Annotated in this window: 27 protein-coding genes; 16 read left to right on the forward strand and 11 right to left on the reverse strand. The window is 58.8% G+C overall.

The features are described from left to right. Positions 1-15: 15 nt before the first annotated feature. Positions 16-333 carry a chorismate mutase gene (locus J5276_RS00630; RefSeq protein WP_013636924.1) on the reverse strand — a complete coding sequence of 106 codons (318 nt, stop codon included), beginning with the start codon at positions 331-333 and terminating at the stop codon, positions 16-18. An 11-nt stretch (positions 334-344) separates the two neighbouring features. After that, positions 345-1,916: a signal recognition particle protein gene (gene ffh / locus J5276_RS00635; protein WP_003516616.1), complete on the reverse strand. Its 1,572-nt coding sequence runs from the start codon at positions 1,914-1,916 to the stop codon at positions 345-347. 282 nt (positions 1,917-2,198) lie between these two features. Here ffh and J5276_RS00640 point away from each other — a divergent pair, with 282 nt between their 5' ends. From J5276_RS00640 to J5276_RS00670, 7 genes are all read left to right on the forward strand, one after another. Next, the gene (locus J5276_RS00640; RefSeq protein WP_013636923.1) at positions 2,199-3,314 is read left to right on the forward strand and encodes an MBL fold metallo-hydrolase; all 1,116 of its coding nucleotides are present in this window, start codon (positions 2,199-2,201) and stop codon (positions 3,312-3,314) included. A 121-nt stretch (positions 3,315-3,435) separates the two neighbouring features. Continuing rightward, complete coding sequence (dapF, locus tag J5276_RS00645) at positions 3,436-4,338, forward strand: diaminopimelate epimerase (RefSeq protein ID WP_111782566.1); 903 nt, start codon at positions 3,436-3,438, stop codon at positions 4,336-4,338. Continuing rightward, a complete protein-coding gene (gene mtaB / locus J5276_RS00650) occupies positions 4,335-5,609 on the forward strand; it encodes a tRNA (N(6)-L-threonylcarbamoyladenosine(37)-C(2))-methylthiotransferase MtaB (protein WP_112153905.1) in 1,275 nt (424 codons plus the stop codon). The genes dapF and mtaB overlap by 4 nt, the downstream gene beginning before the upstream one ends. Positions 5,610-5,639: 30 nt before the next feature. Continuing rightward, positions 5,640-7,070 (forward strand): signal recognition particle-docking protein FtsY, encoded by a 1,431-nt coding sequence (gene ftsY / locus J5276_RS00655; RefSeq protein WP_065705167.1) that lies wholly within the window; start codon positions 5,640-5,642, stop codon positions 7,068-7,070. Positions 7,071-7,072: 2 nt separating this feature from the next. Beyond that, a complete protein-coding gene (locus tag J5276_RS00660) occupies positions 7,073-7,723 on the forward strand; it encodes a septation protein A (RefSeq protein WP_003516625.1) in 651 nt (216 codons plus the stop codon). Beyond that, complete coding sequence (locus tag J5276_RS00665) at positions 7,720-8,316, forward strand: DUF2585 domain-containing protein (protein WP_003516627.1); 597 nt, start codon at positions 7,720-7,722, stop codon at positions 8,314-8,316. Before J5276_RS00660 ends, J5276_RS00665 begins: the two co-directional genes overlap by 4 nt. A gap of 121 nt (positions 8,317-8,437) precedes the next feature. Beyond that, positions 8,438-9,625, forward strand: a complete 1,188-nt coding sequence (locus tag J5276_RS00670; protein WP_162647798.1) for a GGDEF domain-containing protein — start codon at positions 8,438-8,440, stop codon at positions 9,623-9,625. 18 nt (positions 9,626-9,643) lie between these two features. Here the strand turns inward: J5276_RS00670 and J5276_RS00675 are convergent, their stop codons facing one another. The 5 genes from J5276_RS00675 to ccmA all read right to left on the reverse strand — a co-directional run bounded on the left by J5276_RS00675 (position 9,644) and on the right by ccmA (position 12,604). After that, positions 9,644-10,249 carry a DsbE family thiol:disulfide interchange protein gene (locus J5276_RS00675; RefSeq protein WP_013636917.1) on the reverse strand — a complete coding sequence of 202 codons (606 nt, stop codon included), beginning with the start codon at positions 10,247-10,249 and terminating at the stop codon, positions 9,644-9,646. Continuing rightward, positions 10,246-10,419 (reverse strand): heme exporter protein CcmD, encoded by a 174-nt coding sequence (ccmD, locus tag J5276_RS00680; RefSeq protein ID WP_013636916.1) that lies wholly within the window; start codon positions 10,417-10,419, stop codon positions 10,246-10,248. Before ccmD ends, J5276_RS00675 begins: the two co-directional genes overlap by 4 nt. A gap of 4 nt (positions 10,420-10,423) precedes the next feature. Next, positions 10,424-11,185, reverse strand: coding sequence for a heme ABC transporter permease (locus J5276_RS00685; RefSeq protein ID WP_111803888.1), 762 nt, complete (start codon positions 11,183-11,185; stop codon positions 10,424-10,426). 74 nt (positions 11,186-11,259) lie between these two features. Beyond that, positions 11,260-11,919, reverse strand: coding sequence for a heme exporter protein CcmB (ccmB, locus tag J5276_RS00690; protein ID WP_003516632.1), 660 nt, complete (start codon positions 11,917-11,919; stop codon positions 11,260-11,262). Between the two features lie 43 nt (positions 11,920-11,962). Further along, entirely contained in the window at positions 11,963-12,604 is a 642-nt protein-coding gene (gene ccmA, locus J5276_RS00695; RefSeq protein ID WP_112153903.1) for a heme ABC exporter ATP-binding protein CcmA, read from the reverse strand. 272 nt (positions 12,605-12,876) lie between these two features. Here ccmA and acnA point away from each other — a divergent pair, with 272 nt between their 5' ends. The 3 genes from acnA (at position 12,877) to J5276_RS00710 (ending at position 17,297) form a co-directional block, all read left to right on the forward strand. Next, positions 12,877-15,570, forward strand: coding sequence for an aconitate hydratase AcnA (acnA, locus tag J5276_RS00700; RefSeq protein WP_112153902.1), 2,694 nt, complete (start codon positions 12,877-12,879; stop codon positions 15,568-15,570). 195 nt (positions 15,571-15,765) lie between these two features. Then, a complete protein-coding gene (locus J5276_RS00705) occupies positions 15,766-16,506 on the forward strand; it encodes a thioredoxin family protein (RefSeq protein ID WP_003516643.1) in 741 nt (246 codons plus the stop codon). Between the two features lie 398 nt (positions 16,507-16,904). Continuing rightward, the gene (locus tag J5276_RS00710) at positions 16,905-17,297 is read left to right on the forward strand and encodes a DUF2794 domain-containing protein (RefSeq protein WP_003516645.1); all 393 of its coding nucleotides are present in this window, start codon (positions 16,905-16,907) and stop codon (positions 17,295-17,297) included. A 135-nt stretch (positions 17,298-17,432) separates the two neighbouring features. Here J5276_RS00710 and J5276_RS00715 read toward each other — a convergent pair whose 3' ends face one another. The 3 genes from J5276_RS00715 to J5276_RS00725 form a co-directional block, all read right to left on the reverse strand. Beyond that, a complete protein-coding gene (locus J5276_RS00715) occupies positions 17,433-18,170 on the reverse strand; it encodes a Bax inhibitor-1/YccA family protein (protein ID WP_013636912.1) in 738 nt (245 codons plus the stop codon). A 218-nt stretch (positions 18,171-18,388) separates the two neighbouring features. After that, complete coding sequence (locus tag J5276_RS00720) at positions 18,389-20,950, reverse strand: ABC transporter permease (protein WP_111782570.1); 2,562 nt, start codon at positions 20,948-20,950, stop codon at positions 18,389-18,391. Further along, entirely contained in the window at positions 20,947-21,657 is a 711-nt protein-coding gene (locus tag J5276_RS00725) for an ABC transporter ATP-binding protein (RefSeq protein ID WP_038492408.1), read from the reverse strand. Before J5276_RS00725 ends, J5276_RS00720 begins: the two co-directional genes overlap by 4 nt. A 90-nt stretch (positions 21,658-21,747) precedes the next feature. Here J5276_RS00725 and J5276_RS00730 point away from each other — a divergent pair, with 90 nt between their 5' ends. Further along, positions 21,748-22,398 carry an arylesterase gene (locus tag J5276_RS00730; protein ID WP_112153901.1) on the forward strand — a complete coding sequence of 217 codons (651 nt, stop codon included), beginning with the start codon at positions 21,748-21,750 and terminating at the stop codon, positions 22,396-22,398. A gap of 68 nt (positions 22,399-22,466) precedes the next feature. Further along, on the forward strand, positions 22,467-23,060 hold the full coding sequence (thpR, locus tag J5276_RS00735; protein WP_003516655.1) for an RNA 2',3'-cyclic phosphodiesterase: 594 nt from the start codon (positions 22,467-22,469) through the stop codon (positions 23,058-23,060). Here thpR and J5276_RS00740 read toward each other — a convergent pair. Then, positions 22,994-23,473 carry a low molecular weight protein-tyrosine-phosphatase gene (locus tag J5276_RS00740; RefSeq protein WP_111788686.1) on the reverse strand — a complete coding sequence of 160 codons (480 nt, stop codon included), beginning with the start codon at positions 23,471-23,473 and terminating at the stop codon, positions 22,994-22,996. The genes thpR and J5276_RS00740 overlap by 67 nt on opposite strands. An 80-nt stretch (positions 23,474-23,553) precedes the next feature. Between J5276_RS00740 and J5276_RS00745 the strand changes: the two genes are divergently transcribed. From J5276_RS00745 to rlmN, 4 genes are all read left to right on the forward strand, one after another. Beyond that, complete coding sequence (locus J5276_RS00745) at positions 23,554-23,859, forward strand: 4a-hydroxytetrahydrobiopterin dehydratase (protein ID WP_025594571.1); 306 nt, start codon at positions 23,554-23,556, stop codon at positions 23,857-23,859. Between the two features lie 51 nt (positions 23,860-23,910). Then, positions 23,911-24,291 (forward strand): YkvA family protein, encoded by a 381-nt coding sequence (locus J5276_RS00750; protein WP_013636907.1) that lies wholly within the window; start codon positions 23,911-23,913, stop codon positions 24,289-24,291. A gap of 298 nt (positions 24,292-24,589) precedes the next feature. After that, positions 24,590-25,093 (forward strand): invasion associated locus B family protein, encoded by a 504-nt coding sequence (locus J5276_RS00755; protein WP_003516662.1) that lies wholly within the window; start codon positions 24,590-24,592, stop codon positions 25,091-25,093. Positions 25,094-25,359: 266 nt separating this feature from the next. Further along, positions 25,360-26,532, forward strand: a complete 1,173-nt coding sequence (rlmN, locus tag J5276_RS00760; RefSeq protein WP_075807724.1) for a 23S rRNA (adenine(2503)-C(2))-methyltransferase RlmN — start codon at positions 25,360-25,362, stop codon at positions 26,530-26,532. The last annotated feature ends 80 nt before the right edge of the window (positions 26,533-26,612 follow it).

Here is a 26,612-nt window from a genome sequence, read left to right on the forward strand (position 1 = left end):
TAGCTTGTCCGCCGGTTAGGCGGTCTTTTCATTACCGCCATGTTCGGCGGCTATTGCTTCATGATGCCGGATGACTTCCTTGATGACGAAGTTTAGAAACTTCTCGGCGAAATCCGGATCCAGATTTGCATCCTTTGCCAGACGGCGAAGGCGTTCGATCTGGTATTCCTCGCGCGCCGGGTCCGCCGGCGGCAAATTGTATTTTGCCTTCAGCACGCCCACCGCCTTGGTACAGCGGAAACGTTCGGCAAGAATGTGAACCAGTGCGGCATCGATATTGTCGATCGACTGGCGGTATTCGGAAAGCTGGGCTTTCACTTCTGCGTTGTTCACTGGCGTCGCCCTCACTTCTTTTTCGGGAAGCCGGGCAGGCCCGGCATGCCGCCGAGACCCGGCAGCTTTGTCCCGCCCAGACCGGGTAGCCCGCCTGGCAGACCACCGAGACCGGGCATTGCGCCCGGCTTGCCAAGACCGGCAGCTTCAGCCTGTTTTTGAAGTGCTTCGAGCTGCTTCGGGTCGATGTTCGACAGATCAGGCATGCCGCCGCCCATCATGCCACCAAGCCCCATCTTGCCCGCAAGGCCGCCCATCATCTGCTTCATGATGCCGCCCTTGCCCTTGCCGCCCATGGCTTTCATCATGTCGGCCATGCCACGGTGCATCTTCAAGAGCTTGTTGATTTCGGCGGCATCGGTGCCGGAACCGGCGGCGATGCGCTTTTTGCGGCTGTGTTTGAGGATATCGGGATTGGCGCGTTCGGCCTTGGTCATCGACGAGATGATGGCGATCTGGCGGTCGAACATCTTGTCGTTGAGGCCTGCGGAAGCCATCTTGTCCTTCATGCCGGCCATGCCGGGCATCAGCCCCATGATACCGCCCATGCCACCCATCTTCTTCATCTGGGCAAGCTGGTCGGAGAGATCGTTGAGGTCGAACTTGCCCTTGGCCATCTTTTCGGCCATGGCGCGGGCTTTTTCGGCATCGATATTCTCGGCGGCCTTCTCGACCAGCGAGACAATGTCGCCCATGCCAAGAATACGGTCGGCGATACGGCGCGGATGGAACTCGTCGAGTTCGTTCATGCGCTCGCCGATACCGATCAGCTTGATCGGCTTGCCGGTGACGGCGCGCATGGAGAGGGCCGCACCGCCGCGTCCGTCGCCATCCATACGGGTGAGCACGAGGCCGGTGATGCCGACGCGTTCATCGAAGTTGCGCGCCAGATTGACGGCGTCCTGACCGGTCAGCGAATCCGCGACCAGCAGGATTTCATGCGGGTTGGACTTCTTCTTGATGTCGGCCATTTCCAGCATCAAGGGTTCGTCGATATGGGTGCGGCCGGCGGTGTCGAGAATGACGACGTCATGGCCGCCAAGCTTGGCGGCCTGCACGGCGCGCGCGGCGATATCTGTCGGCGACTGGCCTGCGATGACCGGCAGCGTATCGACACCGGTCTGCACGCCCAGCTGGCGAAGCTGTTCCTGTGCGGCCGGACGACGCGTGTCGAGAGATGCCATCAGCACCTTCTTCTTGTCGCGGTCGGTCAGGCGCTTGGCGATCTTGCCTGTGGTCGTGGTCTTGCCCGAACCCTGCAGACCCACCATCATGATGACGACAGGGGCGGCCGCATGCAGGTCGATCGAGACGCCTTCGGTGCCGAGCATCTCGACAAGTTCGTCATGCACGATCTTGACGACCATCTGGCCGGGCTTGATGGATTTCAGAACGGCTGCGCCGACAGCCTTTTCACGCACCTTGTCGGTGAAGGAACGCACGACTTCCAGCGCAACGTCCGCTTCCAGAAGCGCACGGCGAACCTCGCGCAGGGCGGCGGCAACATCGGCTTCCGTCAGCGCGCCACGGCCGGTCAGTCCATTCAGAATGGAACCAAGGCGGTCCTGGAGGTTTTCAAACATCGTTTCTTCCTTCTTCGTTCCGGGATCTCCGAAACGTCGGTGCTTTCGCTGCCAAAAACAAGACGCAAAGCCAAAAAGCACCCGAGGGCGCATCGCGCTGTCGGGTGTTGACCTCCGGGATCTCTTTATACCTTTGCGGGTCCCGGTCGGCGGCTTGGAGTCGTGAAACTGCCAGCTGATTGGCCGCGATAAATAGGAAAGTGCCGTGAAAGTCAAGACAGTGCCGGTTTTCATGCGGCAAAGCATGCCTTGTCATCTTTACGTGATCAGACGAAAGCTGCGATGGCGGTGCTTGAACGGCGTCGCCTGGCTTCTTATACCTTTCCCATGAAACGTCGAAACTTCTTTCGTTTTTCCGCACTTGGTCTGCTTGCTCTTGCGGGCGGCGGCCTGTTTGCGCGCCGCTCTAACGCCAGCGCCTATTATAGTGGGCCGGTCTCCGATCATTTCGACGGGGTGCGTTTCTTCAATCCCGGCGGCTCGCCGCCCGGCAATTTCATGGGCCTCCTGAAATGGCGCTTCAACGGCGAGCGCGCCACGTGGCCGGAAAACTACCCCAGCCCGTTTCCGTTCGCAAAGCCGGAGCCTCGCATCGACGGCAAGGACATTCGCGTCACCTTCGTCGGTCACGCCTCCTTTCTCATCCAGACGGCAGGGCTGAATATTCTCATCGATCCGGTGTGGTCGCAGCGTACCAGCCCGTTCAGCTTCGCCGGTCCCAAACGCGTCAACCCGCCGGGCATCCGTTTTGAGGATTTGCCGCCTATCGATCTGGTGCTGGTGACGCATAATCACTACGACCATCTGGATATGGAAACGCTGAAGCGCCTGCATGTCGCGCACAAGCCGCTTTTCATCACGCCGCTTGGCAATGACGCCATCATCCGCACCGGCGTCGAGGCAGCGCGCATCAAGGTGGGGGACTGGGGCGATGTCCTTGAGATTGGTTCGGTCAAAATTCATTTCGAGCCGTGCCACCATTGGTCGGCGCGTGGGCTGAACGACCGGCGCATGGCGCTGTGGGCTGCCTTCGTCATCGAAACGCCTTATGGCAAGATTTATCATATCGGCGATACCGGCTTCCACGACGGCCTCAATTATCACGCCGCGCGCAAGAAACACGGTGAGTTCCGTCTCGCCAACCTGCCTTTCGGCGCCTATGAGCCGCGCTGGTTCATGAAGGGCCAGCACCAGAACCCTGCGGAAGCCGTGGAAGGCATGAAGATCTGCGGTGCGGCACATGTCTGCGGCCATCATTGGGGCACTGTGCAACTGACCGATGAAGCGGTCGAAGCTCCTCTTGTCGCGTTGAAGGCAGCGCTTGCTGAGCAGGGGATAGACGAGAGCCGCTTCCAGCCCATGCGGCCCGGCGAAGTCTTCGACGTACCTTCCGCCTGAGCGGCTCAGCGGTTTGCGCCGCAACAGTCTGGTAATTTGCCGTCCTTTCCGCCATATAGAGCGAAAGTGCGGGCAAAGCCCGTCTTTATTCCGGTTTCAGGTAGTTTTCAGGTTCAGTACGATGGCGGATACGGTCGAATTTGCGAAGATGAACGGGCTTGGCAACAAGATCCTCGTTGTCGACATGCGCGGCCGCAGGGATATGGTGACGCCTGCGGCGGCCACTGCGCTCAATGCCGATCCCGCCACGCAGTTCGATCAGATCATGGCGATCCACGATCCGCGTGTCGGCGGCACCGATGCATTCATCGATATCCTCAATTGCGACGGCACGAAGGCGCAGGCCTGCGGCAACGGCACGCGCTGCGTGGTGCAGGCACTGTCCTCTGAAACCGGCAAGACCACCTTCACCTTCCAGACGGTGGCGGGCATCCTGAACGCCGTTGAGCATGAAGACGGCATGATTTCCGTTGATATGGGCCTGCCGCGTTTTCGCTGGAGCGACATTCCGCTTTCTGAAGAGTTCCACGATACGAGCCGCATCGAGTTGCAGATCGGGCCGATCGACTCGCCAATCCTGCATTCGCCCGCCGTCATGTCCATGGGAAACCCGCACGCCATTTTCTGGGTGGATCGCGATCCGATGGAGTTCGATCTGGAACGCTTCGGTCCGCTTCTTGAAAACCACCCGATGTTCCCTGAAAAGGCCAATATCACCCTGGCGCAGGTTATTTCCGACAGTGCGCTTCGCACCCGCACCTGGGAGCGCGGCGCCGGGCTGACGCTCGCCTGCGGTTCTGCCGCATGTGCCGCTGCCGTTTCCGCTGCGCGCACCGGTCGCACGGGCAGGAAGGTCACCATCGATGTTGCCTCCAGCCCCGTGCGTGTGCCGATTACAATTGAGTGGCGCGAGGACAACCACGTCATCATGACCGGGCCGGCCGAATGGGAATGGTCCGGCATGGTCGATCCCATCAGCGGCGCCTGGTCGCGCGATGCCGTGGCTGAGCAGGGGGCCATATGAGCGGCGTCGAGGTCATAACCTTCGGCTGCCGTCTCAATACCTATGAATCGGAAGTGATGCGGGCGGAGGCCGAAAAGGCCGGGCTCAACAATGCCGTCTTGGTCAATACCTGCGCGGTGACCGGCGAGGCGGTGCGCCAGGCGCGCCAGGCCATCCGTCGGGCAAGGCGCGACAATCCGCATGCGCGCATCATCGTGACCGGCTGTGCTGCCCAGACTGAAAAACAGACCTTTGCCGAGATGCCCGAAGTGGATGCGGTGCTGGGCAATGAGGAAAAGCTGAAAAGCGCCTCCTATCGCGCACTGCCGGATTTCGGCGTTTCGGCGGAAGAAAAGCTGCGCGTCAACGACATCATGAGCATCAAGGCGACCGCGCCGCAGATGGTCAAGCACATTGACGGGCATGTCCGTGCCTTCATTCAGGTGCAGAACGGCTGCGATCATCGCTGTACCTTCTGCATCATTCCCTATGGGCGGGGCAATTCCCGCTCCGTGCCGATGGGCGCTGTGGTGGAGCAGGCGCGCAGGCTGGTGGAAAGCGGTTATTGCGAAATCGTGCTGACCGGGGTGGATGCTACCAGCTACGGTGCCGACCTGCCGGGCGAACCTTCGCTAGGGCTTCTTGCCAAAACATTGCTGAAGCAGGTGCCGGAAATCTTGAGACTTCGGCTATCCTCGATCGACAGCATCGAGGCCGACCACCATCTGATGGATCTGATTGCAGGTGAGGCGCGTTTCATGCCGCATCTTCACCTGTCCCTCCAGCATGGCGACGACATGATCCTGAAACGCATGAAACGCCGTCATTTGCGGGCCGATGCCATCCGTTTCTGTCACGAGGTGCGGTCGCTCCGGCCGGATATCACATTCGGTGCTGATATGATTGCCGGTTTTCCGACCGAGAGCGAAGAGATGTTCGAAAACGCCGCGACGCTTGCGGAAGAATGCGGCATTTCCAGCCTGCACGTATTTCCCTACAGCCCGCGTGCCGGCACGCCGGCGGCGCGTATGCCGCAGCTCGACCGTGCGCTGGTGAAGGAGCGGGCGGCGAGGCTTCGCGAACGTGGCGAGGCACTCAGGCTCGTGCATCTGCAAAATATGGTCGGTTCGACGCAAACGATCCTCGTTGAAAACACCGGTTTTGCGCATACCGACAATTTCACGCTGGTGGCGGCGCCCGATCTTCTCCCGCGCACTCTTGCGCAGGTTGAGATTACCGGCCACAACGGCAAACATCTGAACATGAAGCTTCTCGCAGCGGACGCGGCCTGAAGCGGCACAGGAAAAGACACGGGAACGACCATGGCCCTCGGCTTCATCAAAAAAGTCTTTTCTTTCGGCAAGGACAAGGCCGGGACTGACGGCAAGCCGCAAGAGGATTCCGCGCTTGAACGCGCCAGAGAAAATGTCTCTTTCGATGAGGCGCTGAGCGAAGCCGAAGCACATCCCATTGTTGAGAAAGACCCGGTTTCCGAACTGGAGATTGAGACGGCCGGTGGGCCTGCTCCGGATGCTGATGCGGCCCTTTCCGATGACCAGGAGGAAGAGGACGCGCCACTTCTGCCCGGTGCCGAGCAGGCCGGAGACATCGGCGTTGTTCCGCTGTCGCTGTTGCAGGCCGAAGCCGCTGCCGAAGAACAGGCCGAGGTTTTGCCCGAAGCTGCCGATGCCGTGCTCGATGCAGATGCGATGGATGCGCTGCTCGATGAGGCGGAGGCTGCCGGTGCCGTCGAGCCCTCTGCCGTTTCGCCGATCTTGCCGAAAGGTTTTGCGGCGGCAAGCGAGCGCGAAGAGCCTGTCGCCGAAGCGCCGCAGCCGAAGCTCAGCTGGTTCCAGCGCCTGCGGGCCGGGCTTGCGCGCACCTCCTCGCAACTTACCACCCAGATTTCGGCGCTGTTCACCAAGCGCAAGCTGGATGAGGATACGCTCGACGAACTGGAAGACCTTCTCATCCAGTCGGATCTGGGTGTCGAGACCGCCATGCGCATCACCGGCGCCCTGTCTTCGGAACGTTACGGCAAGGATGTCAGCGGCGAGGACGTGGCGCGCATCATGGCAGGTGAGATCACCAAGGTCCTGAAACCTGTCGCCAAGCCGCTGGAACTCGATCTTTCACACAAGCCGCATGTCATTCTCGTCGTCGGCGTGAACGGCACCGGCAAAACCACGACCATCGGCAAGCTCGCCTCCAAGCTCTCGGGCTCTGGCCTCAAGGTCATGCTCGCGGCCGGTGATACGTTCCGTGCGGCGGCAATCGAGCAGCTCAAGATCTGGGCGGATCGCACCGGCTCGCAATTCATCGGCACCAAGCTCGGTGCGGATGCCTCGGGTCTCGCTTACGACGCCTATGAGCAGGCGCGTGCGCAAAAAAGCGATGTGCTCATCATTGATACTGCCGGCCGTTTGCAAAACAAGACGGAGCTGATGGCGGAGCTGGAAAAGATCGTGCGCGTGCTCGGCAAGCTCGATCCCGATGCGCCGCATACCGTGCTTCAGACACTGGACGCCACGACCGGGCAGAACGCCTTGAACCAGGTGGAGATATTCCGCAATGTTGCGGGTGTTTCGGGCCTGATTATGACAAAATTGGATGGCACGGCGCGGGGCGGTATCCTCGTGGCCATTGCCGCCAAACACAAGCTGCCGGTGTATTTCATTGGTGTGGGTGAAGGCGTGGACGATCTGGAGCCCTTCGAGGCGGAAGATTTCGCCAAGGCCATTGCGGGAGTTTGAGTATGGATATTGAAAGCAATTCCAAGGAAAGCGAAAAGATGGTGGCGGAAATCAGCCCGCTCCTGAAATTCGTGCTCGAGCTTGGCCCGCTTATGGTGTTCTTTTTCGCCAATTCCCGCGGCGAATGGCTGGCCTCCACTTTTCCGGTACTGACGGAGTTCGGCGGGCCGATCTTCATCGCCACCGGCCTGTTCATGATCGCAACCGCAATTGCGCTTTCCGTCTCATGGATGCTGACGCGCAAGCTGCCGATCATGCCGCTGATATCAGGCATCGTGGTTCTGGTGTTCGGTGCGCTGACGCTGTGGCTGCAGAACGATACCTTCATCAAGATGAAGCCAACCATCGTCAATGCGCTGTTCGGCGTCATTCTGCTGGGCGGCCTGTTTTTCGGCCAATCGCTGCTTGGCTATGTCTTCAATTCGGCCTTCAGGCTGAACGATGAGGGCTGGCGCAAGCTGACGCTGCGCTGGGGCGTGTTCTTCCTCTTTCTCGCCGTGCTGAACGAGGTGGTCTGGCGCATGTTCTCAACCGACGCATGGGTTGCGTTCAAGGTTTGGGGCACGATGCCGATCACGATCATCTTCACCATGGCGCAAATGCCGCTCGTCATGCGTCATTCGCTCGAACCGCTGAACAAGGACGAAAAATGACAGTTGCAGAGATGCCGGCTTCCCGTCCGCGCTCGTTCAAATGGTTCGGTGTCGCCGCCGGACTTCTTCTCCTGCAGATCGTCATCCTCTATGCCATGGGCCGCATTCCCATTTGCGAATGCGGTTATGTGAAGCTGTTCGAACCCGGTGTGAACACGCCGGGCAATTCCCAGCATCTTGCCGACTGGTACACGCCCTCACACATTATCCACGGCTTCCTGTTTTACGGGCTCGCCTGGCTGCTGTTTCGCAAGAAACCCCTTTCCATGCGGCTTTCTTTTGCGGTTTTGATAGAGGCAGCGTGGGAAATTCTCGAAAACTCGCCGCTCATTATCGATCGTTACCGCACGGCGACCATGGCGCTGGGTTATACCGGCGACAGCATCCTGAACTCCGCGATGGACACCGTTTTCATGGCGCTGGGTTTCCTCTTCGCCGCCCGCGTGCCGGTGTGGCTGACGGTTGTGATCGCCATCTTCTTTGAAATCTTCACCGGCTGGCTGATCCGCGATAATCTGACGCTGAACGTAGTGATGCTTGTCTGGCCCGTCGAAGCGATCAAGCAATGGCAGAACGCGCTCCCGCCAATGTGAACATATCTGCCCGTACGTGCGTCGGAAAGGCACGAAAACCCTGCCTTATATGCAAGTTTTCTTAAGGGCATTGCGGTAGTGTCCGGGCTCAAAGGCTCGTCTTTTCGTCCGGCAGAACACTGTGCAAGATAATTTCGCCTATCTTCTCCCCTTCATCATGCTGACATTCGGTGTGGTATTCCTGTTCCTGGAGAGGACCGGCCACGCTTCGGCGCGATATTGGGGTTTCGGATATCTTTCGGCGGCGTTTGGTTTTGCCGCACCTCTGGTGCTTGGCGGCTTGCCCTTCGAAGTACAGGCGATCGTCTCGAACCTGTTGTTTTTCTCTGCCTTTTTTCTCTACGGCCATGCGCTGCTTACCCATTTCGGACGGCCGCTTTATACGACGGCGCGACTGTCGATCGTGGCTGCGGCGGTTTTGCTGGTCTCGTTCCATGTCTTCATCACACCGGATCTGAAACGTGAGCTGGTCATCGGTGATCTTGTCTGCGCCCTGCTGCTCGCCATCCCGGTCTGGATCGTGCGGAAGCGGCCCCTGGCGCTTGCAGACAGGCTGATGGTGGCGATTGCGTCACTCGTGGTGCTCGAAACGCTGGTGCGCATCGGCATGTTGCTGGTGATGACGCCGAACGGTTCGATGATCGAACTAAGCGAATTCTTCGAATCCGATTATGCTTTCTACATGCAGCTTGCCGCGAGCATATTCGGCTTTCTGCTTGCGCTATCCGTACTCGCGAGTCAGATTTCCGTGACTGTCGACCGGCACCTGCAAGCGGCTGAGCACGATCCGCTGACGGATGTGCTGAACCGCCGTGGGTTCGACCGGCGCGTTCCCGATTTTCGCAGCGGGACACCAATAGGCGCAGTAATTGCGTGCGACATAGACCATTTTAAGCGTATCAACGATGACTATGGCCACGCCGCCGGTGATATCGTTCTCATCGGCCTTTCAGACCTTCTCAGGAAAGGCGCGCGTAGCGACGCTCTGGTGGCGCGTTTCGGTGGCGAGGAATTCGTGGTTTTCCTGCCCGGCCACACCGCCGCCGCGGCCGGTCACCTTGCCAATGCCATGCGTTTGAACCTTCTGTCGCTGGATTGGCGTAGCCGTGGCGTGGCCACCAAGGTCACGGCGAGCTTCGGCGTTTCAGCTGTCGCGAGGGGAGATCATTCAATTCACGATGCGATCAAACGCGCTGACGACAGCCTGTATGCGGCAAAGCGTGGTGGCCGCAATCAGGTCGTGCTTGAAGGGATGGGTTTGCAGGCGACAGCCGAAGGGCCGTCGCTAAGGGTGATTTCCAAGGTATAATACCGTTCGGCGCGCGGGCTACTTTCCGGCCGCAGCGGTGATCGCCGGCAATAAATCCCGCTCGACGCTGCGGGCATCGAAGGGGCCGACCTTTTTGTAGAGGATCGTGCCGTCGGCGCCGACCAGATAGCTTTCAGGGATACCATAGACACCCCAGTCGATCGCGGCCTTGCCGTTCGGGTCGACGCCTATCGCGGCAAAGGGATTGCCGAGTTCGCCGAGAAAACGAAGCGCGTTGTCCGGTTTGTCCTTATAGTTGATGCCGACGACGGTGATGCGTTTGTCTTTCGCCAATTCCTGAAGGATGGGATGCTCCTGACGGCAGGGAATGCACCAGGAGGCGAAGACGTTGACCAGCGTCAGCTTACCCTTGACGGCGGCATCGTTGAGGGCCGGCAGGTTTGAGCCTTCCAGCGGCGGCAGCGACAGTGCGGGCGCCTTGGTTCCGATAAGCGCCGATGGAATGGCGCTGATATCCAGCCCGTTGACGTCCTGATCGTAGAGCATCTTGCCGGCGATAATGGCAAAACCGCCGAAAAGCAGAAGCGGCAGAAGCGCCAGGGCATATCGCGTGCGCCCCGTGCTTTTGGCTTTGGTGTTCTGGTCCTGGCTGGCCTGCGTCATCGGGTTTCACCCGCGGAACCGGCTTTTGCCCTGCGGCGCACGCCGGATGCTTCCAATTCCTTCAGTTCCCGTTTGCGCGCCTGACCATCGAGGATGACCCAGGCGATGAGACAGAGGACAACAAGGCCTGTCGCCGCATAGGACATGCCGATATAAAAGGCGTGTGTCATGTTCTCATGCCTCCCGGTTTGCCATGCGGGCGGCAAGCCGCCGTTGGGCTGCCACGCGCCGGCGCCAGATTTCGTTACGCATTGCGGCGATGTGCAACGTGAAGAACAGTAGCGTAAAGCCGATCGCCATGGTCAGAAGCGGCCAGAGAAACTCCGCATCGATTGCCGAGCCGCCCATGCGGATGACGCTTGCCGGCTGGTGAAGCGTGTTCCACCATTCAACTGAAAACTTGATGATGGGAATATTTACAAAACCAACGAGGATGAGCACGGCGCTGACACGGGCGGCTCTGGAAGGGTCGTCCATGGCGCGGTTGAGCGCTATCAGGCCAAGATACATCAGAAAAAGCACGAAGACGGACGTCAGCCGCGCGTCCCATACCCACCAGGTTCCCCACATGGGTTTACCCCAGAGCGAGCCGGTAACAAGCGCAATCAGCGTGAAGGCAGCGCCTATGGGTGCGGCCGCCTTGTGGCTGACATCCGCAACCGGATGACGCCAGACGAGCGTGCCGATCGCTGAGACCGCCATGACGGTATAACACATCATCGAAAGCCAGGCGGACGGGACATGCACATACATGATGCGCACGGTATAACCCTGCTGGTAGTCGCCATCTGTCGTGAAAGACAGATAGAGACCGGCGGCCAGCACCAGTGCCGTCAGGACCGCAAGCCAGGGAAGAATGCGTGCCGAGAGCGCCAGAAACCGCGAGGGATTGGCGAGATCACTGAATTTGGTGATGGTGAAAGTCTGCTGGTTCATGCCGTTTGTGTAACCCGAGAATGGCTGCCCCGCAATTGATCGCCGTCAATCGTAGATCGGCAATTGCGGTTTCATCAATCCATAACATTGCGCAATGCCAAAGCGGCAAAGAAAGGACCGGTCACGGCTGAAAATAACGTGATCGCGCAGAGAATGAGGAAGGGCGGCAGAAAGGGTGCCGGATCCTGCACCGCCGCATAGGACGCGCTGACGCCGAAGATCAGGACCGGAATGGCCAATGGCAGCACAAGGATGGAGACCAGAAGGCCGCCGCGCGGCAAGGCAACGGCGACAGCGGCACCCACCGCGCCGATGAAGGTAATGGCGGGCGATCCGACAAGGAGTGTGAGCATCACCGCGCCGATCGCCACTTCGTCCATGTTCATGAACAGGCCGATGAGCGGCGAGGCGATGACCAGTGGCAGACCCGTTCCCACCCAATGTGCCAGGCATTTGACGAGCACGGTCAGCACAAGCGGGTTTTCCTGCATGAGTATGAGGTCTAGCGAGCCGTCATCCCGCTCTGCCTGAAACAGCCTGTCGAGGCCGAGGAGGGTGGAGAGCAGCGCGCCGATCCAGACGATGGCCGGGCCAATGCGTGCAAGCAGATTGAGATCAGGCCCGACACCGAAGGGGATGACGGCGACAACGGTCATGAAGAACAAGACGCCGATCAGCGCGCCACCGCCGGCGCGGATGGAGAGTTTCAGGTCGCGGAGGAAGAGGGCGGTCATTGGAGGCGCCTCGGTAGGCGGGCATACCCCGCACACGCACCCATCACGCCCAAGCCTCCACACCTGCAAAGCCCGTCATCTGCAATTCCCGCGCATTATCGAGCCCAAGCGGCTGATGGGTGGCAGCCATGACGATGCCGCCTCTCCTCAGGTGGCTCTTGACCAGATCCGTAAACATGCCGTCCGCTGCTTTGTCGAGCGCCGCTGTCGGCTCGTCGAGAATCCACACTGGCCGCCACGCGATCAGAAGCTTTGCCATGGCAAAACGTCGCTGCTGGCCTGCGGACAGGTAACCGAAGGGCAGGTGGGTGATGCCCGCAAGGCCGACGATGTCTGCCGCCTCATCGATATCGACACCGGCGCCGCCGGCGAAGTCACCGAGAAAGTCTTTCCAGAACCGCAGATTCTCCGAAACCGTCAGTTCCGTTTTCATTGCGTTGCGATGGCCGAGATAATGGCAGGCCTCCGATGGACGCATGTCCGTTTCTATTTCTTTGCCGGCTATCTTTACCCAGCCCTGCTCGGGGCGCAGCAGGCCGGCTACAGTGCGCAGAAGAGTGGATTTTCCCGAGCCGTTGCGGCCGGTCAGCACCAGCGCTTCGCCGTCACTTAACTTGAAGGAAATGTTCATGAATATGAAATCTTCGCCGCGTCGCACGCCAAGATTTTCCGCCGTCAAATCCATGCTGCGTTTCCGTATAAGATTTTCATCGTCTCGCATAAAAAAATCGATTTGATTTCCTGAATGGTCTGGCACGTTTCTGAGAAATTATCTATATGGGTGTCAACCACGCCAGCGGCCGGCGTGAACATCATCTTGCGCCGGACTTGACGATTGCGAGGAGCAATTTTCACGTGCGGACAGCGGAAATGGTCGTACCCGCATCCTGATGTGCATGAGTGCATAGGTGTCCGCACGCACGTGTTGGCTATCAGAGTAAGCGGGGTTTTTTATCCATGCCCAAATCACTCGACAGTTTTCATTGTCGTTCCGTCCTTACCGTTGATGGTAAGGACTACGTCTATTTCAGCCTTCCCAAGGCTGAGGCAAACGGCCTGAAGGGCGTTTCCAAGCTCCCCTATTCCATGAAAGTTCTTCTGGAAAACCTGCTTCGTTTCGAGGACGGCCAGTCCGTCACCAAGGAGCATATTCTGGCCGTTGCAGAGTGGCTGAACAATAAGGGCCTGACCGAAAACGAAATCGCTTATCGTCCCGCCCGCGTTCTCATGCAGGACTTCACCGGCGTTCCGGCTGTGGTCGATCTCGCCGCTATGCGCGATGCCATGGTGTCGCTCGGTGGCGACCCGGAAAAGATCAATCCGCTCGTTCCCGTCGACCTCGTGATCGACCACTCTGTTATCGTTGACGAATTCGGCACGCCGACGGCGTTTGCCCGAAACGTCGAGCTTGAATATGAGCGCAATGGCGAGCGTTACCGCTTCCTGAAGTGGGGCCAGCAGGCATTCAAGAACTTCCGCGTGGTTCCGCCCGGTACCGGCATCTGTCACCAGGTAAACCTCGAATATCTCGGCCAGACCGTCTGGACCAAGGAAGAGGACGGCGAAACGATCGCTTACCCGGATACCTGCGTCGGCACCGACAGCCACACCACCATGATCAACGGTCTTGGCGTTCTCGGCTGGGGCGTTGGCGGTATCGAGGCTGAAGCAGCGATGCTCGGCCAGCCTGTCTCCATGCTCCTGCCCGAGGTCATCGGCTTCAAGCTGACCGGCAAGGTGAAGGAAGGCGTGACTGCGACCGACCTCGTGCTGACCGTCGTGCAGATGCTGCGCAAGAAGGGCGTGGTTTCCAAATTCGTCGAATTCTTCGGCCCCGGCCTCGATTCGATGACGCTGGCCGACCGTGCCACCATCGGCAATATGGGTCCCGAATATGGCGCTACCTGCGGCTTCTTCCCGGTTGACGACGAGACCATCAACTATCTGACCATGTCCGGTCGCACCAAGGACCGTATCGCGCTTGTCGAAGCCTATTCGAAGGCGCAGGACATGTGGCGGACGGGCGACGGTTCCGACCTCGTCTTCACCGACACCCTTGAACTCGACCTCGGCGACGTCGTGCCATCCATGGCCGGTCCGAAGCGTCCGGAAGGCCGTCTGCCGCTCGAAACCATTGCACCGAATTTCGCGGCGGCTCTCGAGAACGACTACAAGAAGCCCGGCCAACTCCACAGCCGCTATGCGGTTGAGGGTGAGGAGTTCGATCTCGGCCATGGCGATGTGGCGATTGCCGCCATCACCTCCTGCACCAACACGTCCAACCCTTCCGTTCTCATCGCTGCCGGCCTTCTCGCCCGCAATGCGGTTGCCAAGGGTCTGAAGTCCCAGCCGTGGGTGAAGACCTCGCTGGCGCCGGGGTCGCAGGTCGTTGCCGAATATCTCGACAAGTCGGGTCTGCAGAAGGATCTCGATGCGATTGGCTTCAACCTCGTCGGTTTCGGCTGCACCACCTGCATCGGCAACTCCGGCCCGCTGCCCGCACCGATCTCCAAGACGATCAACGACAAGGGCCTGATCACGGCCGGCGTCCTCTCCGGCAACCGCAACTTCGAAGGCCGTATCTCGCCCGATGTTCAGGCGAACTATCTCGCCTCGCCGCCGCTCGTCGTGGCCTACGCGCTTGCCGGCACAGTCCAGAAGGACCTGACGAAGGAGCCGATCGGCGACGACCAGAACGGCAATCCGGTCTATCTCAAGGATATCTGGCCGACTTCGCAGGAAATCCAGGAATTCATCCTGAAATACGTCACACGCGAACTTTACGAATCGAAGTACGCTGATGTCTTCAAGGGTGACGCGAACTGGCAGGCCGTTCAGGTTCCCCCGGGCCAGACCTATGCCTGGGACGACAAGTCGACCTATGTTCAGAACCCGCCTTACTTCGTGGGCATGGGCAAGACTGGTACGGGCCTTACGAACATCAAGGGCGCCCGCGTTCTCGGTCTCTTCGGCGACAAGATCACAACCGACCACATTTCCCCGGCCGGTTCGATCAAGGCTGCTTCGCCCGCCGGCGCCTATCTGACGGAGCACGGCGTGGGCGTTGCCGACTTCAACCAGTACGGTACGCGTCGCGGCAACCATGAAGTCATGATGCGCGGCACCTTCGCCAATATCCGCATCCGCAACCACATGCTCGGCCCGAACGGCAAGGAAGGTGGCTACACCATCCACTATCCGTCGAAGGAAGAGATGTCGATCTACGACGCTGCCATGAAGTACAAGGCGGAGGGCGTTCCGCTCGTCATCTTCGCCGGTGTCGAATATGGCAACGGTTCTTCCCGCGACTGGGCGGCGAAAGGCACCAACCTGCTCGGCGTCAAGGCAGTCATCGCACAGTCCTTCGAGCGTATCCACCGCTCCAACCTCGTCGGCATGGGCGTCGTTCCCTTCGTCTTCGAGGAAGGCACGACCTGGGCAAGCCTTGATCTCAAGGGTGATGAAGTCGTCGAGATCGATGGTCTCGAAGGTGAAATCAAGCCGCGTGAAAAGAAGATCGCCAAGATCACCTACAGCGACGGTTCGGTGAAGGAAGTTCCGCTTCTTTGCCGCATCGATACGCTGGATGAAGTGATCTACATGAACAATGGCGGCATTCTGCAGACGGTTCTTCGCGATCTGGTTGCCTGACAAAGCTCAGACCAGCAAAGGACGCCGGGATTTTTCCCGGCGTCTTTGCGTTTCATCATCTCTTTTTTTGTGATTGCCACTCACCCCTTCGTGACTTTCTATTGAAGTGGAATAGACGTTATTTTCCGGTTTGAATCCGGTTGGGTTGATCGCATCAATTCGTCTGGATATCTGCTCCGGACAAAGGTTCTTGTAATGCCGCTGAAATTGCCCCTGTCGATATGTCTTCTCGGCACGTTCCTCGTCACATCCGCGCATGCGCAGGAAGCTGTGAAGGGCGTTGTCGAGTTGTTTACATCGCAGGGATGCGCGTCCTGCCCGCCGGCGGACGAAGCGTTGCGCAAGATGATCCAGAAGGGTGATGTGGTCGGCCTCTCCTACCATGTCGACTACTGGAATTATCTTGGCTGGACAGATTCCCTGGCATCGAAGGAAAATACAGAGCGGCAATATGGCTACATGCGCGCCCTCGGCCGCAACGGTGTCTATACGCCGCAGGCCATCCTGAACGGTCGCGACCACGTCAAGGGTGCGGATGTCCGCGGGATTTACGACAGGCTGGATGCTTTCAAGCGCGAGGGCCAGGGGCTGAACGTGCCGGTCGCATCTAAATTTGCCGGTGACGAGGTGGAGATCGATATTGGCGCCGGTAGCGGCAAGGCCGATGTCGTGGTCGCCTATTTCACGCGCGAGCAGACGGTAGACGTGCAGAAGGGCGAAAACCAGGGGAAGAAAATGTCCTACTGGCACAGCGTCTATGACGTGCAGACCGTCGGCATGTGGGATGGTTCACCGATGACGGTGAAGCTTCCGGCGAGCGTGGTGGCAAAGGTGAAAAAGGGTGGCTGCGCCGTGCTGTTGCAAACGGCAAATGCCAGCGGCGATCCGGCGGCAATCGTCGGTGCAAGTATTTTACTGGGGAATGAAACACCCTGATCGCCTGTTAGGCGATGGAAGATCCGATCCGGGCATTGGGGGCTGGGGGTAAAGGGTCAATGCACCGGATCGGGTCATCTTGGTGCCTAGGCATCAATTGACAATAGGACTATTCCATTCAATTCGGGCCATGGTTTGACCGAAATACGGCAGGCCATGCTAAAATGGCTGCCTAAATGGTTACCTTTTTTACCCCTGCTTTTTTCTAAGGCAGCGTCCTTATGGACATCGGCTGGTGTCTTTCTGCGTCGCAGACGCTGGGTTTCGCTGCCGTCCTAAGACCGTAAAAACCCGCCTCCAAAGTTGCGATCTCATCTTCAATGGCTGTTCGAGACTTGCAATTTTGTCTTCTCCGGCTCACATTAATCGGACGACTTGGGTGGAATCGGAGGTATTGGATGACCGATCAACCGGATGTGCAGCAGGTTCAGACCGCTTCACGCGACAGTTCCACCGTTGTCGATCTCCGCGAGTACAAAAAAGACAAAGACCCTCTGCCAATTACATTCCATCGGCGCGAGCTGGATGCGATCCTGCGCATTTATGGCCGCATGGTGGGAGAGGGCGAGTGGCGCGACTATGCCATCGACCACTTGAGGGAAAAGGCGGTATTTTCAGTGTTTAAACGCTCGGGTGAAATGCCGCTCTACAGGATCGAGAAGAACCCCAAGCTGGCGGCGAAACAGGGCGCCTATTGCGTGGTGAATACGGATGGCCGCATTCTCAAACGTGGCCACGAACTGCCGCAGGTTCTCAAGGTTTTCGACAAGGTCCTGAAGCTTATCGAGTGAGATGGGACGACGGGTTACCCATTCCGCCGCTTTATGCCACAGCGGGTTGGGAGACGGTCAGGTTTTGAATTTCTTGTAATTAAAAAGGCGGCCGAATGGCCGCCTTTTGCATGTTTGCCAGTTGGGTTCCTGCCCTTACTTGTCACGGTTGCCCATGAACTGCAGGAGGAACATGAACAGGTTGATGAAGTCGAGATAGAGCGTCAGCGCACCCATGATCGCCTTGCGGCCAGCCACGGCAACTTCGTCGCCATCGAAATACATTTCCTTGATCTTCTGCGTGTCATAGGCGGTGAGGCCAGCGAAGATCAGCACACCAATCGCGGAGATCGCGAACTGCAGCGCGGAAGAGGCGAGGAAGATGTTGACGATGGACGCGATGATCAGGCCGAACAGACCCATGATCAGGAACGAACCCATGCCCGAAAGGTCTTTCTTCGTGGTGTAACCGTAAAGCGAGAGCGCGCCGAACGAGGCAGCGGTCACGAAGAACGTCTGTACGACGCTCTGGCCGGTATAGACCAGGAAGATCGAAGACAGGGACACGCCCATCAGCGCCGCATAGACCCAGAAGGTCATCTGGGCGGCAGAAACGCTCATGTTCTGGATACGGAAGCTAAGAAAGAACACCAGTCCGAGCGGTGCGAGCATCACAACCCAGCGCAACGGCGATGCATAGAGCAACTGGGCGAAAGCCGGATTGGTGGTCGCGAGCGTGAAGGTAGCGAACGCCGCAACACCGGTGATGACCAGAGCCAGTGCCATAAGGTTGTAAACCTTGAGCATGTAGGCACGAAGACCTTCATCGATCATCGCACCAGTCTGTGCACGGGTCTGGGCCATGCGGTTCTGGTAGTTATTGAAGTCAGCCATTGTTTCCTCTTTTGAGCTCCGTAATTGCTACGGTGTCGGGATACCTCCCGGGCGCCGCTGCGGAGCTTCAGCAAGCCTGCCCAAGAATATGATGGCAGAACGTGTCCGATACAAGGCCTTTTGCAGTCGAAAAGACACCATATGCGCGAAAAGCGCTCACGTTTCAGCGATCATTACAAAGAATTAATCGTTAAAGTTAAGCAGCGCACAACCGAAGATTATTCACCCGCCTGCCGCAAAACCGGAGCGGCCTTCTGCCCGAGAATTCGCCATGTACCCATGAGGCCGATGCCTACCGTCATGACGAGGGCGACGACGACCGTGCCGATCGCCACATCCGGCAGGAAGCTGGAGGGCAGCTTCATGATGCGGGAAATGACGAACCAGGCGGAGACGCCGCCGGCGAAAAGCGCAAAAACGGCGGTGGCGAGACCGAGCATCATATATTCATAGGAGAAGGCGCGGATCAGCAGGCTGCGTGTACCGCCCAGTGTTTTCAGGATGACCGCATCATGGGTGCGGGCACGGTTTCCGGCGGCAAGAGCGCCGGCGAGGACGAGGACGGAGGCTATGAGCGCAACGGCCGCTGCTGCGCGAATTGCGGTGGCAAGCTGGCCGACCAGCCGGTTGACCACATCGAGGGCGTCCTTCACGCGCACGCTTGTTATCGTTGGGTAGGCGTTGGTAACGGCGCGCAATATCTGGCCCTCCTCGCTTGCGGATGCGGAGGGGTCGGCGAGTGTGGCAAGCCAGGCATGTGGTGCGCCACGGAAGGTATTGGGTGAAAACACCATGACGAAATTGATCGACAGCGATTCCCATTCGACATTGCGCAGATTGGCGATCTTTGCCGTGATGCTGCGGCCGAGCACGTTGACGGTAACGGTGTCGCCGATCTTGAGGCCCAGTTCCTGCGCCTCTTTCGCCGCAAAAGAGACCAGCGGCTCGCCGCTATAATCCGGTCCCCACCATGTTCCTTCGGTCAGCTTGGCGTTTTCGGGAGCATCCTGCGAATAGGTTATGCCCCGATCACCGCGCAGCAGCCAGCGACCGGATGGCGGCACGTCTATCTTCGTCACGTCCTCGCCATTAAGAGCCAGAATGCGGCCGCGCAGCATCGGCACCTCGGTCAGCGTGCCCTGAGGCGCTTCTTGCCTGAGAAGATCGCGGAAGCCCTGCAACTCGGTGCCCTGAATATCCACGAAGAAGAAATTCGGCGCTCGTTCCGGCAGGCTGTCGGTCAGTTCGCGGCGCAGATTGCCGTCGATAAGCGTCAGGGTCACCAGCAACGTCAGCCCGAGGCCGAGGGAGAGAACGACGGAGGGGGTGAGCGCACCCGGCCGGTGAATATTGCCGATCGCCAGGCGAAGGGCGGCGGAATGAACGCGCGGGCTGCGTTTGGCGATGGCCTTGACGCCTGACGCCACCAGTCGCAGCACCACAAACGCGAAGGCGATGGCGGCAAGGAAAACCAAGGCGATGAAACGTTCTTCTGCCGAAAAAATGGCAAGTACGGCCAGCGCAGCCAACAACAAGCCCGTCACGGCGAGATAAGGCCAGGACGGCCAGCTGCCCTCCTCGAACCCCTGCTCTCGAAAAAGGGCGGTCGCGGGAACTTCGCGCGCCTGGCCGAGTGGCACGATGGCGAAGGCAAGTGTCGTCAAGATGCCGAACAGGGCGGCAAGACCAAGTGCTGCCGGATAGAAGGCAAGCTCTTTCGGTACCGGAAGCACACCCTCCAGAAACCGCATGGCGATCAGCGGGGCGATGGCGCCCACAGCGAGGCCTATGATGATGCCAACGGCGGCAATGAACACGATCTGGAAGAGATAGGTCATGGTGACCACGGAAGCCGGCGCGCCGAGGCATTTCAGCGAGGCGATCGTGGTGCGCTTGGAATCGAGGAACGCGCGAACGGCGTTCGCAACGCCGACGCCGCCAACGATGAGGGCAGTCAGGCCCACCAGCGTCAGGAATTGCGAGAAGCGGTTGACGTTTTCGGTAAGCGATGGCGCTGCCCGGTCACTCGTGCGGATGGACCAGCCGGCATCGGGAAACGTCTTGTTGGCCGCATCGGTCATCGTTGCCCGCGCTGCAGGATCGTTCAGCATGATCTTGTAGGCGTGTTCGACCAGACTTCCGTTCTGAACGAGGCCTGAGGCGAAAAGCGCATCGCGGCTGACCATCAGCCTTGGGGCAAAACCGAAGCCGTCGGACAGGGCATCCGGCTCGTCGACAACCGTGCCGGTCAGTTTCAGCTTCACATTACCGAGAAGGATGTCGTCGCCGACCTTGATGCCCAGCCGCTCCAGGAGAAGCGGCGCGGCCACGGCGCCATAGGTATCGCCGTTCGCAGCCAGAAGCTCGCTCAGAGGCCGGTTTGGATCTGCCACGAACGCGCCGTAAAGCGGATAGGCGCCGTCTACGGCCTTCACTTCCGTCAGCGTCTGTTCGGAACCATCGGCAAGGCGCGCCATGGAGCGCAGCCCGGTGGAAACCGCAATTTTGCCGAGGCCATCGAGGTAGGCCCGTTCCTCTGCGGTTGCCTCCCTGTTGCGCAGCTCGAAGCGCACATCGCCAGCCAGTATCGATTGGCCTTCCGTCGCAATCGCGCTGGTGACGGCACGTGACACGGAGTTGACGGCGGCAATGGCGCCGGTTCCGAGCGCGATGCAGGCGAGGAAAATATAGAAGCCACGAAGGCCGCCGCGAATTTCGCGCCGCGCGAGCCTCAATGCGTTTTTGATGTTGGCAACAGACGGGAGAATGGAGCCGATCATGCCGATACCGCCCTGGCCATATGGGCAGCGGCGCTGTCACCCTCTATCTCGCCGGAGCGCACTTTGATCTGTCTTGAACAACGAGCGGCCAGTGACGGATCATGGGTGACAAGGATCATCGTCATGCCGCGTTCGGCCTGTTTTGAGAAAAGAAGATCGGCGATCTGCTGGCCCGTATCCGCATCCAGATTACCGGTCGGTTCGTCTGCAATCAACACGGCGGGGGAGGGTGCAAGCGCGCGGGCGATCGCAACACGCTGCTGTTCGCCACCGGAGAGCTGGCCGGGATAATGGTTGAGGCGTTCGCCGAGACCGACAGCAACGAGTTCCCGTTTGGCGATCTCGAAGGGGTTCGGCACGTTGGCCAGTTCCAGCGGAACGGCTACGTTTTCCAGCGCCGTCATATTGGCGATGAGGTGGAAAGACTGGAAAACGATGCCGATATTCTTGCCGCGGAAATCCGCGAGAGCATCCTCGCCGAGCTTATGCAATTCCGTGCCCGCTATGACGATCTCGCCGCTATCCAGCCTTTCGAGACCGGCAAGCACCATGAGAAGTGTCGATTTTCCCGAACCGGAAGGGCCGACGATGCCCACCGCCTCGCTTTCGCCAATGGCAAGATCGATGCTCTTGAGAACGTGAACGGAGGCGGCGGCGTTGCCGAGCGTGAGGTCGGCCTTCTTAAGCTCTATGATGCTTTTCGTCACAATTCTCGTTCCTATATATGATGAAAACAGTCTGGCGGTGTCGATGCGCACGGTATTTCAGACAATGCAAACCAAGTTAGGAAAGCCGTGATGAGATTTAAAGCTGCCCTGTTTCACTTCATCGTCATTTTCGCCGCCGCCTTTTCCGCCTCGGCGGCCATGGCGCAGGAGCGGACATTGCAACTGGTTGGCCTGGGCGACAGTCTCATGGCGGGTTACCAGTTACCCCCCACCGATGGCTATACGGCACAGCTTGAAGCTGCATTAAAGGCCAAGGGCATCAATGTTACCGTCACCAATGCCGGTGTGTCCGGCGATACGTCCTCAGGCGGTCTGGCTCGGGCGGAGTGGTCGGTTCCCGATGGCACGGACGGGGTCATTCTGGAACTCGGCGCCAATGATGCGTTGCGCGGTATTGCGCCGGAACAGACGGAAAAGAACCTCGACGCCATCATTTCCGGCCTTCAGAAACGCAACATAGCGGTGCTGCTAGTCGGCATTATGGCACCGCCGAACATGGGTGACGATTACGCCAAGCGCTTCAACCCGATCTATCCGAAGCTTGCAGAAAAATACAACTTGCCGCTTTATCCGTTTTTTCTGGATGGCGTGGTGACGGATGATAAGTTGAAGCTGGAGGACAAGATGCATCCCAATACGCAGGGTGTGGCGATGATGGTGGAGAAATCTTTGCCAGCTGTTGAAAGCTTCATCAAGACAATCGGTGCGCAAAAAAAATAAGCACTTGCGCCCGCCTGCATTGCATGATTCGCTATGCTTGTTCTGCCAAGAGATTCGGGGAGCTCGCCATGCCGAGACTGTTTATCGCCCTCGAAATTCCGCGCAATGCGGCTATGAGCCTGTCATTGTTGCGCGGTGGTCTGCCGGGAGCCCGGTGGATCGATGTGGAGAATTATCACATAACCCTGCGTTTTATCGGCGATATCGACGGGAGAACCGCCGATGAGGTCGTTGACAGGTTGGACCGGATCGACAGGCCGGAATTCCAGCTCAGTCTCAACGGGATGGGTTCCTTCGGCTCCAAGAAACCGCATTCGATCTGGGCGGGGGTTTCCCCCTCGCCGGAAATGAATGCGCTTCAGGCGGAGGTCGAGAGGATCTGTCAGCGGATCGGCCTGCCGCCGGATCCGCGCAAGTTCATGCCGCATGTGACGCTGGCGCGGTTGCGCTCTTCACGGCTGGACGATGTGGTGCAGTATCTTTCCGGGCGCGGCAATTTCCGCACATCGGCCTTCACGGTCGGTCGTTTCGTGCTGATGTCGTCCAAGGAATCGGTGGGTGGCGGACCCTACATCGTGGAAGAGGTGTTCCCGCTTCACGAAGCGCGGTCCAGCGCCATCTTCTCGAGCAACGAGCTGCATCCCGCAAAAAGCATGTTGTAGACGACCAGAAATCCGTCGTCGCCACCGAAGTAGGGATCGGGCACGTTTTCGTGGCGTCCCGAAGCGTAGTCCAGGAACAGGTGGATTTTGTGCTTCCGGTTTTCGGGCGCCTTTCGGAGCAGTTTCGCGAGATTTCCTCCGTCCATGGCAAGGATGAGATCGAAGGTCTCGAAATCGGCCTGGCTGACCTGCCGTGCACGCTGCAGGGAAATATCGATGCCATGCTTGCGGGCGATTGCGATGGATCTGCGATCCGGGGCGGTACCGGTGTGCCAACCGCCGGTGCCGGCGGAATCGACAGTGAGTTGGCGAGACAGGCCTCCGGTTTCGGCAAGGTTTGTCAAAATGCCTTCGGCAAGCGGTGAGCGGCAGATATTGCCCATGCAGACAAAAAGAACGGCTGTATGTTTCATTGAATATGCGTCGATCCGGTCGTTGAGGCGTTAATGTTTGTCCGAAACAGCGGATCGCATGTCAAGCGGAGGCAAGATGCATGAAATATCCCAGACTTGAACCGGAAGCGGTCCGGCAGGCGCTTTTAAAACTCGAAGGCTGGTCCTTGCGCGAGGACGGGGCGGCAATCGTCCGGTCGTTCAAGTTTGCGAGTTTTGCGGAGGCTTTCGGTTTCATGGCGGAGTCCGCACTTGTGGCAGAAAAGCTCAATCATCATCCAGAATGGTCCAACGTCTATTCGCGCGTCAGGGTCTGCCTTACCACCCACGATTCGCAAGGCGTGACCGAGCGGGATTTCCTGCTCGCGGAGGCCATGCAGAAGGCGGCAACGGGCCGTGGGAATTGAACGGCGGGCTTTAACTCCCATATAATAACCGTGACCGGAGGACCGTCGATTATGGATGATGTGAAAATCGGTGAAATTCTTTTGCCCGGGGAAACGGGCAGCGATGGCGAACGCGAACGCGTCGTGCGCGCCAAATTCTGGCCGAAGCTGAAGCGTGTGATGACAAAGGTGCCCTTCGCGCGCGATGCGGCAGCAGCCTATTATTGCGCGATCGATCGGGACACGCCGCTGCGTGCCAAGGGCATCATTCTGGCCGCGCTTGCCTACTTCATCATGCCGTTTGATGCCATACCGGACATGCTTGCGGTCGTTGGATTTACCGACGACATCGCGGTCATTACGGCCGCGCTTGCGATGATCCGCGCCCACATCAAGATGGAGCATTACGATGCAGCGGATGCCATGCTGAAACGGCAGCAGGAGGCCGAATAACACGTCTGTGATGACGAGGCTCTTCGGAGCCGGGCAGGTGACAAATTGTTGCCTGAATTTGTGTGTCATAGACATGACGGGGAGGGCGTGCCACGCCTTTCTTCTCAGGGTGCGGGCGTAGCCGATCTGTAACACTTCAAGACGTTTTCGGCATTTTATACGTGTTGTTGACGGTTTGGTAACCGCTTCCTGACCACAATGAGAAAAGACGATCCGCACCTGAACGTGGCCGATCCATAAACATGGAGCCCGCCGCTGCTTCGGGCCAATGGAAGACAATAACCCGGCAGGAAATTCTATGTTTGTAAGAAGTGTAGCAACCGCAGTGGCCATTTTGCTGACCAGCGTCGGCGTAGCATCTGCACAGTCGCCCACGCGCATCCAGCAGTTTAATGCATGGGGCGCCTATTCGTACAAATCGGGCAACAGCACCGTCTGCTACGTTCTTTCCATCCCCACTTCCAAGGAACCGGCGAGCGTCGATCACGGCGATATCTTCTTCATCGTGTCGCAGCGTCCGGGCCAGAATATTTCCTACGAGCCGCAGGCCATGGTGGGTTACCCGCTGAAGCAGGGCTCCAAGGTCAATGTCACGATCGACAACAAGAACTTCGTGATGTTCACCAAGGACAAGGCTGCCTGGGTTGAAAATGCTGCCGAAGAACCCGCTCTCGTGGCCGCGATGAAGGGCGGCAAGTCGATGACGGTGAAGGCGGTCTCCGGCCGCGGCACCGCGACTTCCTATTCCTATTCGCTTTCGGGCATTTCGGCTGCTTTTAAGCAGATCGAAAGCTGCAAGTAATCCTGACGCTTCGTCAGCTTTGTGATTGGCCGGTCATCGACCGGCCATTTGCGTTTTTGCTTGTTTGATGCTAAAGGCGCGGCAACATTGACAGGCGGATGCGCGAAAAGTGCTCCGCCTTTGATTTTCTCGACATGCAGACGATTTTCCGCCTTTCCTAAAGGCCGGTCGTGCGATGCATTGGATGATGGGATAGCGTGATGTCCGTATTGCATGCCCCTGCCGGTCTGGCAGTCAAAACTCCCCTGATCGCCAATAGCGATCTCATGTCCGGCAAGCCGTCGCTGATCGGCATGACGCGTGAGGAAATGGGCGAGGCGCTGGCCGAGATCGGCGTGCCGCAGAAGCAGGTGAAGATGCGTGTCAGCCAGTTGTGGAACTGGCTGTATGTGCGCGGCGTCTCGGATTTCGACAACATGACCAATGTTGCCAAGGAACTCAGGGAAAAGCTGAAAGCAGCCTTCACCATTGCCCGCCCGGAAATCGTCGAGGAGCAGATTTCCAACGACGGCACCCGCAAATGGCTGATGCGTTTTCCGCCGCGCGGTGCGGGACGTCCTGTCGAGATCGAGACGGTCTATATTCCCGAAGAAGGACGCGGCACGCTTTGCATTTCGAGCCAGGTGGGCTGTTCGCTGACGTGTTCCTTCTGTCACACCGGCACGCAGCGTCTGGTGCGGAACCTGACGGCCGAGGAAATTCTCTCCCAGCTTCTGCTCGCCCGCGACCGGCTCGGCGATTTTCCTGACGGTTCGACGCCGGTCGGCGCCTATGTGCCGAGTGAAGGCCGCAAGGTCTCCAACATCGTGATGATGGGCATGGGCGAACCGCTCTACAATTTCGAACATGTGAAGACCGCACTTCTGATCGCCACCGATGGTGACGGCCTGTCGCTCTCCAAGCGTCGCGTGACCCTGTCCACCTCGGGCGTCGTGCCGGAAATCTTCCGCACGGGCGATGAGATCGGCGTCATGCTGGCGATTTCACTGCATGCGGTGCGCGACGATCTCCGCGACATGCTGGTGCCGATCAACAAGAAATACCCGCTGAAGGAGCTGATCGAGGCTTGCCGCAATTATCCGGGTGTCTCCAACGCCCGCCGCATCACCTTCGAATATGTGATGCTGAAGGATGTGAACGACAGCCTGGAAGACGCCAAGATGCTGGTGCAGCTTCTGAGGGGCGTTCCAGCCAAGATCAATCTCATTCCTTTCAATCCGTGGCCAGGCACGAATTACCAGTGCTCCGAATGGGCGCAGATCGAGAAGTTCGCGGATTTCATCAATCAGGCGGGTTACGCTTCGCCGATCCGTACGCCGCGCGGCCGTGATATTCTCGCTGCCTGCGGCCAGCTGAAATCGGAATCCGAGCGCATGCGCAAAACCGAAAGGCTGGCTTTCGAGGCGATGATGATTGCCAACCACGGTGCAGACGACTGAATCGACGCCAATCGCGGCAGAAAGCTTGGTTCGTTACGGTTCTTTGATTGATTTCGGGCGGTCTTGTTTCTAATAAGACG

Source organism: Agrobacterium sp. S7/73 (assembly GCF_019355535.1).
Lineage (GTDB): Bacteria > Pseudomonadota > Alphaproteobacteria > Rhizobiales > Rhizobiaceae > Agrobacterium > Agrobacterium tumefaciens.

Excerpts from the sequence above, each read along its gene's own strand:
- ffh (WP_003516616.1), bottom strand. The coding sequence starts at position 1,916 with ATGTTTGAAAACCTCCAGGACCGCCTTGGTTCCATTCTGAATGGACTG.
- J5276_RS00640 (WP_013636923.1), top strand. The coding sequence starts at position 2,199 with ATGGCGGTGCTTGAACGGCGTCGCCTGGCTTCTTATACCTTTCCCATG.
- dapF (WP_111782566.1), top strand. The coding sequence starts at position 3,436 with ATGGCGGATACGGTCGAATTTGCGAAGATGAACGGGCTTGGCAACAAG.
- mtaB (WP_112153905.1), top strand. The coding sequence starts at position 4,335 with ATGAGCGGCGTCGAGGTCATAACCTTCGGCTGCCGTCTCAATACCTAT.
- ftsY (WP_065705167.1), top strand. The coding sequence starts at position 5,640 with ATGGCCCTCGGCTTCATCAAAAAAGTCTTTTCTTTCGGCAAGGACAAG.
- J5276_RS00660 (WP_003516625.1), top strand. The coding sequence starts at position 7,073 with ATGGATATTGAAAGCAATTCCAAGGAAAGCGAAAAGATGGTGGCGGAA.
- J5276_RS00665 (WP_003516627.1), top strand. The coding sequence starts at position 7,720 with ATGACAGTTGCAGAGATGCCGGCTTCCCGTCCGCGCTCGTTCAAATGG.
- J5276_RS00675 (WP_013636917.1), bottom strand. The coding sequence starts at position 10,249 with ATGACGCAGGCCAGCCAGGACCAGAACACCAAAGCCAAAAGCACGGGG.
- ccmD (WP_013636916.1), bottom strand. The coding sequence starts at position 10,419 with ATGACACACGCCTTTTATATCGGCATGTCCTATGCGGCGACAGGCCTT.
- J5276_RS00685 (WP_111803888.1), bottom strand. The coding sequence starts at position 11,185 with ATGAACCAGCAGACTTTCACCATCACCAAATTCAGTGATCTCGCCAAT.
- ccmB (WP_003516632.1), bottom strand. The coding sequence starts at position 11,919 with ATGACCGCCCTCTTCCTCCGCGACCTGAAACTCTCCATCCGCGCCGGC.
- ccmA (WP_112153903.1), bottom strand. The coding sequence starts at position 12,604 with ATGGATTTGACGGCGGAAAATCTTGGCGTGCGACGCGGCGAAGATTTC.
- acnA (WP_112153902.1), top strand. The coding sequence starts at position 12,877 with ATGCCCAAATCACTCGACAGTTTTCATTGTCGTTCCGTCCTTACCGTT.
- J5276_RS00705 (WP_003516643.1), top strand. The coding sequence starts at position 15,766 with ATGCCGCTGAAATTGCCCCTGTCGATATGTCTTCTCGGCACGTTCCTC.
- J5276_RS00710 (WP_003516645.1), top strand. The coding sequence starts at position 16,905 with ATGACCGATCAACCGGATGTGCAGCAGGTTCAGACCGCTTCACGCGAC.
- J5276_RS00715 (WP_013636912.1), bottom strand. The coding sequence starts at position 18,170 with ATGGCTGACTTCAATAACTACCAGAACCGCATGGCCCAGACCCGTGCA.
- J5276_RS00720 (WP_111782570.1), bottom strand. The coding sequence starts at position 20,950 with ATGATCGGCTCCATTCTCCCGTCTGTTGCCAACATCAAAAACGCATTG.
- J5276_RS00730 (WP_112153901.1), top strand. The coding sequence starts at position 21,748 with ATGAGATTTAAAGCTGCCCTGTTTCACTTCATCGTCATTTTCGCCGCC.
- thpR (WP_003516655.1), top strand. The coding sequence starts at position 22,467 with ATGCCGAGACTGTTTATCGCCCTCGAAATTCCGCGCAATGCGGCTATG.
- J5276_RS00740 (WP_111788686.1), bottom strand. The coding sequence starts at position 23,473 with ATGAAACATACAGCCGTTCTTTTTGTCTGCATGGGCAATATCTGCCGC.
- J5276_RS00745 (WP_025594571.1), top strand. The coding sequence starts at position 23,554 with ATGAAATATCCCAGACTTGAACCGGAAGCGGTCCGGCAGGCGCTTTTA.
- J5276_RS00750 (WP_013636907.1), top strand. The coding sequence starts at position 23,911 with ATGGATGATGTGAAAATCGGTGAAATTCTTTTGCCCGGGGAAACGGGC.
- J5276_RS00755 (WP_003516662.1), top strand. The coding sequence starts at position 24,590 with ATGTTTGTAAGAAGTGTAGCAACCGCAGTGGCCATTTTGCTGACCAGC.
- rlmN (WP_075807724.1), top strand. The coding sequence starts at position 25,360 with ATGTCCGGCAAGCCGTCGCTGATCGGCATGACGCGTGAGGAAATGGGC.